8 protein-coding genes are annotated in these 5,955 nt (G+C 35.9%); 5 read left to right on the top strand and 3 right to left on the bottom strand.

Annotated elements, in window-relative coordinates; translation table 11 throughout:
* Positions 1-54: 54 nt before the first annotated feature.
* The 3 genes from D0T84_RS20915 to D0T84_RS20905 all read right to left on the bottom strand — a co-directional run bounded on the left by D0T84_RS20915 (position 55) and on the right by D0T84_RS20905 (position 2,629).
* The gene (locus D0T84_RS20915; RefSeq protein ID WP_163309840.1) at positions 55-285 is read right to left on the bottom strand and encodes a hypothetical protein; all 231 of its coding nucleotides are present in this window, start codon (positions 283-285) and stop codon (positions 55-57) included.
* Between the two features lie 436 nt (positions 286-721).
* Positions 722-2,170 (bottom strand): primase-helicase family protein, encoded by a 1,449-nt coding sequence (locus tag D0T84_RS20910; protein ID WP_163309838.1) that lies wholly within the window; start codon positions 2,168-2,170, stop codon positions 722-724.
* A gap of 216 nt (positions 2,171-2,386) precedes the next feature.
* The gene (locus D0T84_RS20905) at positions 2,387-2,629 is read right to left on the bottom strand and encodes a helix-turn-helix domain-containing protein (RefSeq protein WP_163309836.1); all 243 of its coding nucleotides are present in this window, start codon (positions 2,627-2,629) and stop codon (positions 2,387-2,389) included.
* 389 nt (positions 2,630-3,018) lie between these two features.
* Here D0T84_RS20905 and D0T84_RS20900 point away from each other — a divergent pair, with 389 nt between their 5' ends.
* The 5 genes from D0T84_RS20900 (at position 3,019) to D0T84_RS20880 (ending at position 5,890) form a co-directional block, all read left to right on the top strand.
* Complete coding sequence (locus D0T84_RS20900) at positions 3,019-3,315, top strand: type II toxin-antitoxin system HigB family toxin (RefSeq protein ID WP_163309834.1); 297 nt, start codon at positions 3,019-3,021, stop codon at positions 3,313-3,315.
* Positions 3,316-3,319: 4 nt separating this feature from the next.
* Complete coding sequence (locus D0T84_RS20895) at positions 3,320-3,685, top strand: type II toxin-antitoxin system HigA family antitoxin (RefSeq protein WP_163309832.1); 366 nt, start codon at positions 3,320-3,322, stop codon at positions 3,683-3,685.
* Positions 3,686-3,721: 36 nt separating this feature from the next.
* The gene (locus tag D0T84_RS20890) at positions 3,722-4,177 is read left to right on the top strand and encodes a hypothetical protein (protein WP_163309830.1); all 456 of its coding nucleotides are present in this window, start codon (positions 3,722-3,724) and stop codon (positions 4,175-4,177) included.
* 32 nt (positions 4,178-4,209) lie between these two features.
* Positions 4,210-4,950 carry a Fic family protein gene (locus D0T84_RS20885; protein ID WP_163309828.1) on the top strand — a complete coding sequence of 247 codons (741 nt, stop codon included), beginning with the start codon at positions 4,210-4,212 and terminating at the stop codon, positions 4,948-4,950.
* Positions 4,951-5,149: 199 nt separating this feature from the next.
* Positions 5,150-5,890 carry a phage integrase SAM-like domain-containing protein gene (locus D0T84_RS20880; RefSeq protein ID WP_163309826.1) on the top strand — a complete coding sequence of 247 codons (741 nt, stop codon included), beginning with the start codon at positions 5,150-5,152 and terminating at the stop codon, positions 5,888-5,890.
* Positions 5,891-5,955: the final 65 nt, after the last annotated feature.

Raw genomic sequence — 5,955 nt, 5'->3', positions numbered from 1 at the left:
ACCCAAACTCTAAAAAAAATAAGCGGATAATTAATGAACTAAAACAATATGGGACTATTGCCGCTTAAAAAAGCTGTTTTTATAACGAACTATTGCTTTATAGAGTTCCAGATATTCCACGGCAGTTATAGCGGGAGGTTCTTTAGGGAAGGCTTTCCCTCTTATGAATTTTGAGATATCTAATCCACTTTCTAAGGATAGTTCCTTTATCTTGTTCTTCTCCGCTTCTGAACACCGAAAAATGAGTTTTTTGGTGCGATTGATTTTTGCTTTTTTTCTTCCCATAATAAAACGAGTTGCGAGTTTTATACGTTCCAATTTATTGGGCAAGATTCGTTTTTGTACATACAAAAACACATCTTGCAAGTAAAACCCCCGTGCTTAAATTTAACATTTGCTTTACATCCTATTTTGAACATTAGGGAAAGACAATTTAGGCTCTCTTTTCCCTAATGTTTTTCTTCTTTTGTTGTGCGTCAGTATGAATAATATATAAGGTTTTATCGCCCATATCGCCCATTCTTAAATTAAGCATTGATTACCAGCGATTTACAGTGGGCGATGCCTTGTTTTTTATCGCCCTCCTATCGCCCAAAGCGTTCTTTTCTTGCTTGTATGGGCGATGCGGGCGATATTTTTTCTTCATCGCCCGGCATATCGCCCAGTATAACCATTTAATTATTAGACATTTATAAGCAAATGGGCGATAAAATGCGATTTTTTAGATACCCCCATCTGTTATTGAAAACCATCTATTATTGCCACTGTGTCTGTCTGTATAATTGATATTACAGTCAGAAACCTCACAATATATCTTTAGATGTTTATAGAAGTTCCTCATGTCCGAATAGAAATGCCTTTCATTCGGAATGTCGTATAATTCTTTGAACTGCTCATATATTTCTGTTTTGTTATACTCTTTACCTATCTCGATGCTCCCTTCCTCCAAACAGTTATTAATGAACTCTACAAACTCAAAAGAAGTCTGCTCAATAACTTTTCTTATATTTAGGTTGATGGGCTTTGGTTCTATCAATCCCATTTTAAGATAGAAAGAAATACAGCTCATCATAAAATTATCATATAGATTCCATTCGGTTTTATCCCATTCGGTAAAGAAACGATGCCCAAATTCATCTTCCGGGCTATACGTTCTATGATAGTGTTCCGAAAATTCAAACTCTACGCAACGGTCTTTAGAACTGTCTCCGGTAGTCTGAATGGTTTTGTTTGTAGTGATTAGCATTTTTGCCTTTATACGAAAGGGCTGTTGGTTCTTTCGCTGCACAGGAAGGAACTCTGTGATGTCATTGTATAGCATTTCAAAGTCAAAAGGACTTCTAACGTCATTTAGGCAAACAATTTGCGTGTCAATTTCTGCTTCTTGATACTTGTGCCGGTAAGTGGGATCAAAGTCTTTTCCGTTAATCTCGCAATAGTTTTTTATTTTACCAAGACCTTTACAAAATAACGTCTTTCCGGTTCTACCGCTTGCCGTTTCACTAATCTTGCTATCTGTGAAGATGCTCGCCTTTAGCTTGGTGTCAAAATAGGTATGTAGATTATAACCAATAATAGACATGAGTGAGTGAAAGCGTTCTAATTTTTTGCCGGAAACATTGAAACAGAACTTCGCAAATTCCGCATTCTGACTTTCAATGAATTCTTTTTTCTCAAAGTCTCTAGATAGTATTTGATTTGCCCAAATGCACTTATTCAGGCTTGCATAGTCATATAGATTGTATCCTTCTTGGGTTACTTTTACATATCCATTCTTGAAATAGAGAAAAACGGAATCCCGGGTGTCTGTATTGAATTCGAGAGATTCACTACACATCAGTAGGTTTAGTTTCCTATCGCAGAAATAATTTGCAGGACTAGAGTAGAACTTTTCTAGCAAAGAATCTCGTTTAATATTATCTTCTAGCTTCTCCGGCAAAGACTTTATATAGTTCAGAAAATAATCCTGTATTTGAGTAATTGAATACTCTGTAACGACATTGTCTGTAATGCGGATATAGATAGATGCTTTCCCTATATCATACCTGCGGAAACCAAAGCTTAACAAAAGGTCTATAAACTCCTTATAGCGGATTTTTAATTCCGTCTTAACATTTCCCTCACTGTCGGTCTTTACCTGAACAGAGTAAAACTTGATTTCATTTTTCATATACTGATTTCTATGCTATTAGCGTAGAAGTTCGTATCTTTGCACTGTCGGGTGCGTGGAAACGAAGTTTCTACAAAATACTTAGGATAAGGTTTGTGAAGCTTTATCCTTTTTTATTTCGTTAAACTGAAAACGCCACCTACAAAGATGGCGTTGCAATTCTCCCTAATGTGGTAGTTGGAAGAATTTCAGAAATTGCACAACCTCTGTTGTGTCTCACTTTTTATTGTATTCTCTGATTGAACTCTCGTATATCCGTCTGTCGGGTGTGGTTGCCAGTATGCCACTGGCGACCAAATCAGATATCTTCTTGTGCGAACGTCCCAGTAACCGGGCAACCTGATTGATTGTATACGTTTTCTCTACTTGGTCGGCAACTTGTGGTGGCAATCGCTTATCCATGATTTTTGAAATAATCCTTTCTAATTCTTCCTCGTTTATAACATATTGCATCTTCATAATCTAGTAATTGAAAATTGTGTTTAACTATTTAATTGTATTCTGATTTCTTTGCAAATTTATGGCACGGAAAGTATATCGCAAAATGGCTAAAATCGCACATTGTTGGATATTTACATATTTTATATTTGCAAAATATGCATCTCGTGAATATTAAAAATCGGCACTGAAAAAGTTATTCGAATAAAGAATATTTCACAACCTGAAAAAACTGTGTTTTTTTTGTCATTTCCTGGAAGTCTATAACACTTAGAAAAAGTTATTAACTTAGATTAACCGCGTCTTGGTTTGCTCTACTCTTTTTATCTCTGTTTGGGTGATTCAAAATATGGAATAAAATTTTGTTGTTCGGAATTTTAGACATATCTTTGTATAAAATATCATACCGAATGAAGATTATCAAGAAGAAGCCATTAGTTGATTTCTACGAGAAACATGCAGATGCAAAGACTCCTTTGGAGGAGTGGCACTCAAAGACTAAAAAAGCCGATTGGAACAACTTTAGTGATGTGAAAAAGACTTTTAATAGCGTAGATTCAGTGGGAAACGACAATTATGTCTTTAACATAAAAGGTAACACTTATCGGTTGATAGCAAGGGTTTTGTTTAAGATAAAAACGGTGTACGTTAGGTTTATTGGTACTCACAAAGAGTACGATGATATCGACGACTGTTCTAAAATGTAAGATTATGGCAAAGATTAAAACTGAAAAAGAATACAATGTTGTGATGGAGCGCATAGAAGAGCTTCTTGGCATCGTAAACAACGAAACTCCTATTGACAATAAAGATTCAATAGAGTTAGAACTGCTTTCCAGTCTTGTAGAAGAGTACGAAGACGAACATTATCCAATTGGTACTCCCTCACTGGCGGAAACAATCAAATTGAGAATGTATGAAATGAACCTAACTCAAAAAGGGTTAGCAGAACTTATTGGTATCAGTCCTTCCCGAATAAGTGAAATACTATCGGGGAAAATTGAGCCAACCTATCAAGTCGCAAGAAGCATTAGCAAAAATCTGAATATTGATGCTTCCATAGTTTTGGGAGTATAGAATAATAACCTTTTAGACAATTGAGGAGGTAGGGAAATGACCGGAAGAGAAAAGAAAGAATATAATGACCTCTTCTTCGTTTGCAGCTTGATAGAATATATCGGACGTAAAACAAAGAATCACCGGAATGTCATTACTCGTGCTATCGGGAAAGAGAAATTGCAGCATCTATATGATTTAGCAGATGTATACCATAGCGAGAATATAGATAAGTTGAGTGATGAATTAATCGCACAATACGCTATAGAAGAAGGGAACTTCGACAATGTTGCTGCCGGGAAATACGCAATACCCACTCATTGGGATATTGGCAAGGTGTATAAGCGTTTAATTGTTGATGTTGCCGAGAAGCAAAACAAAGAGCCGATTGATGCCCTTATGGAAGTGTATGACTCGTGGCTATCTCTTAAGATAGAAGACTTCAACAGTAGCATTTACTACGAAAGCCCCGGCTACTTATATGAATCGTATTGTGTAGGAGAGGTTTTATAAACTCTATATTAATAATAACAGAAAACAATATTATGTACACCATATTCAATAAAGAACAACAAGAAAAAGCGACTTTCATATTGCAAAGTCCTTTAGCTAAATTGTCAGAGCTTTATTCTAATGAAATTAAAGACTTGGCAGTTGTGTGGTGTTATTATTCAGGGAAAATAGAAGGTAACACCTATACATACGTTGAAACAGAAGCTTTGTTGAAAGATGGTATTACCTCCGAGAAACGATATGAAGATGCTAAGATGCTTAAAAACCTCTATAACACATTCATTTCTGAACTTGAATATATAAACAAAGGGGAAAATCAAGAGATAATCAATGAGCGTACTCTTTTCAGAGTGCATCAATCTATTTCAATCGGATTGGTTTCTAATGAGGAATCAGGAGCGTTAAGAACACGTGCTGTTCGTATTAGTGGAACGGAGTATACTCCCCCTAAAAGCTTGCAGGAAATAAAAAGCGGATTAAATGAGATTCTGTTTAATCAGGAGCAATATACCAACCCATTAGAGAAAGCTGTATATCTACATTGTAACCTTGCACGCTTACAGCCTTTTATTGACGGGAACAAGCGAACAGCCCGCATGTTGGAAAGCATCGCCTTGATGAATGCAAATATAATCCCGGTTTATTCAGCCAAAGATGCTGATATCCTAAATTACAGAAAAGGATTGATTGCCTTTTATGATACGGAAGACTATACGATATACTCCGATTATTTTCTGAATAGGCAGATAGAGCGCATAAAAGAAATAGAATAATCTAAAAATAAAAACGCTGATCAAATGTTAGACAAATAACAAAGTTGCAAAGAAGTAACTTTCTGATATTCAACACAAAAGAGCAACTGGCACAAATCCGCCAGAACCTCTGAGAGTGTTGAAAGAATAGAAAGAAAAATTAGAGAAATTACACAATCTGTTGGTCGAAAATTGGTCGAACTTTTAAAACAATTTAGACATGAGAGCAACAGTAAAATTAGTACTACGCAACGATTACGTTCGTAAAGATGGTAAGCAACAACTTTGTATGCGTTACATCGCTTACCAAAAGGATTCCTATATTGGCTTAGGAATATCAATCTTACCCAAACATTGGGATGCAAAAGCAATGATGGTTCGTGCGGGAGAGCATCTGGCACATTTGTACAACAAAATCATCACTAAGATTTATGAGAAAGTGAAAAGCCTTATTATGAATTTCTACGAGAAGCCTTTGCCAATTCCTCAATTTCGAAAAGAACTATTAGAGAGCAAGGACGATGACAACACGGATTTTTATTCTTTCGTAGAACAGGAATTAGAGGTTCTTAAAATTGATAGAGCCGAAGGCACTATTTCGAATTACAGAAAGCTTATTAATACGATGAAGGAATGGAAACCAACTCTTCATTTCCATGAAATTACATTAGACTTTATCGAAAAGTTCCATGCACACGAAATAGAGCAGGGAAATTTAGAATCAACAGTCAATAAGAAACATGCTAATTTCAAGTTTTTGATTGGTCGGGCTGTTCTTAAAGAAAAGATAGAAAAGAATCCATATGAACGGTTTGCTATTAAAAAGAAGATTAAAGCACAAAACGAGGATGTCTTGACTGAACAGGAGATTGATAAACTACATGATGCTTATAAGCAAAACATCTATTCAGGAGGAAAACAAAAAGTATTACTGCATATTCCGGCGATACCCACCCAGTGATTCCGGTGATACCCACCCACTCACTGTGCAAATTAGTCTGACAAAATTACCGTTTTTTTCTTAAG

It is taken from the genome of Dysgonomonas sp. 521 (genome assembly GCF_010501055.1).
Lineage (GTDB): Bacteria > Bacteroidota > Bacteroidia > Bacteroidales > Dysgonomonadaceae > Dysgonomonas.
This window is presented reverse-complemented; position numbering and strand designations above follow the sequence as displayed.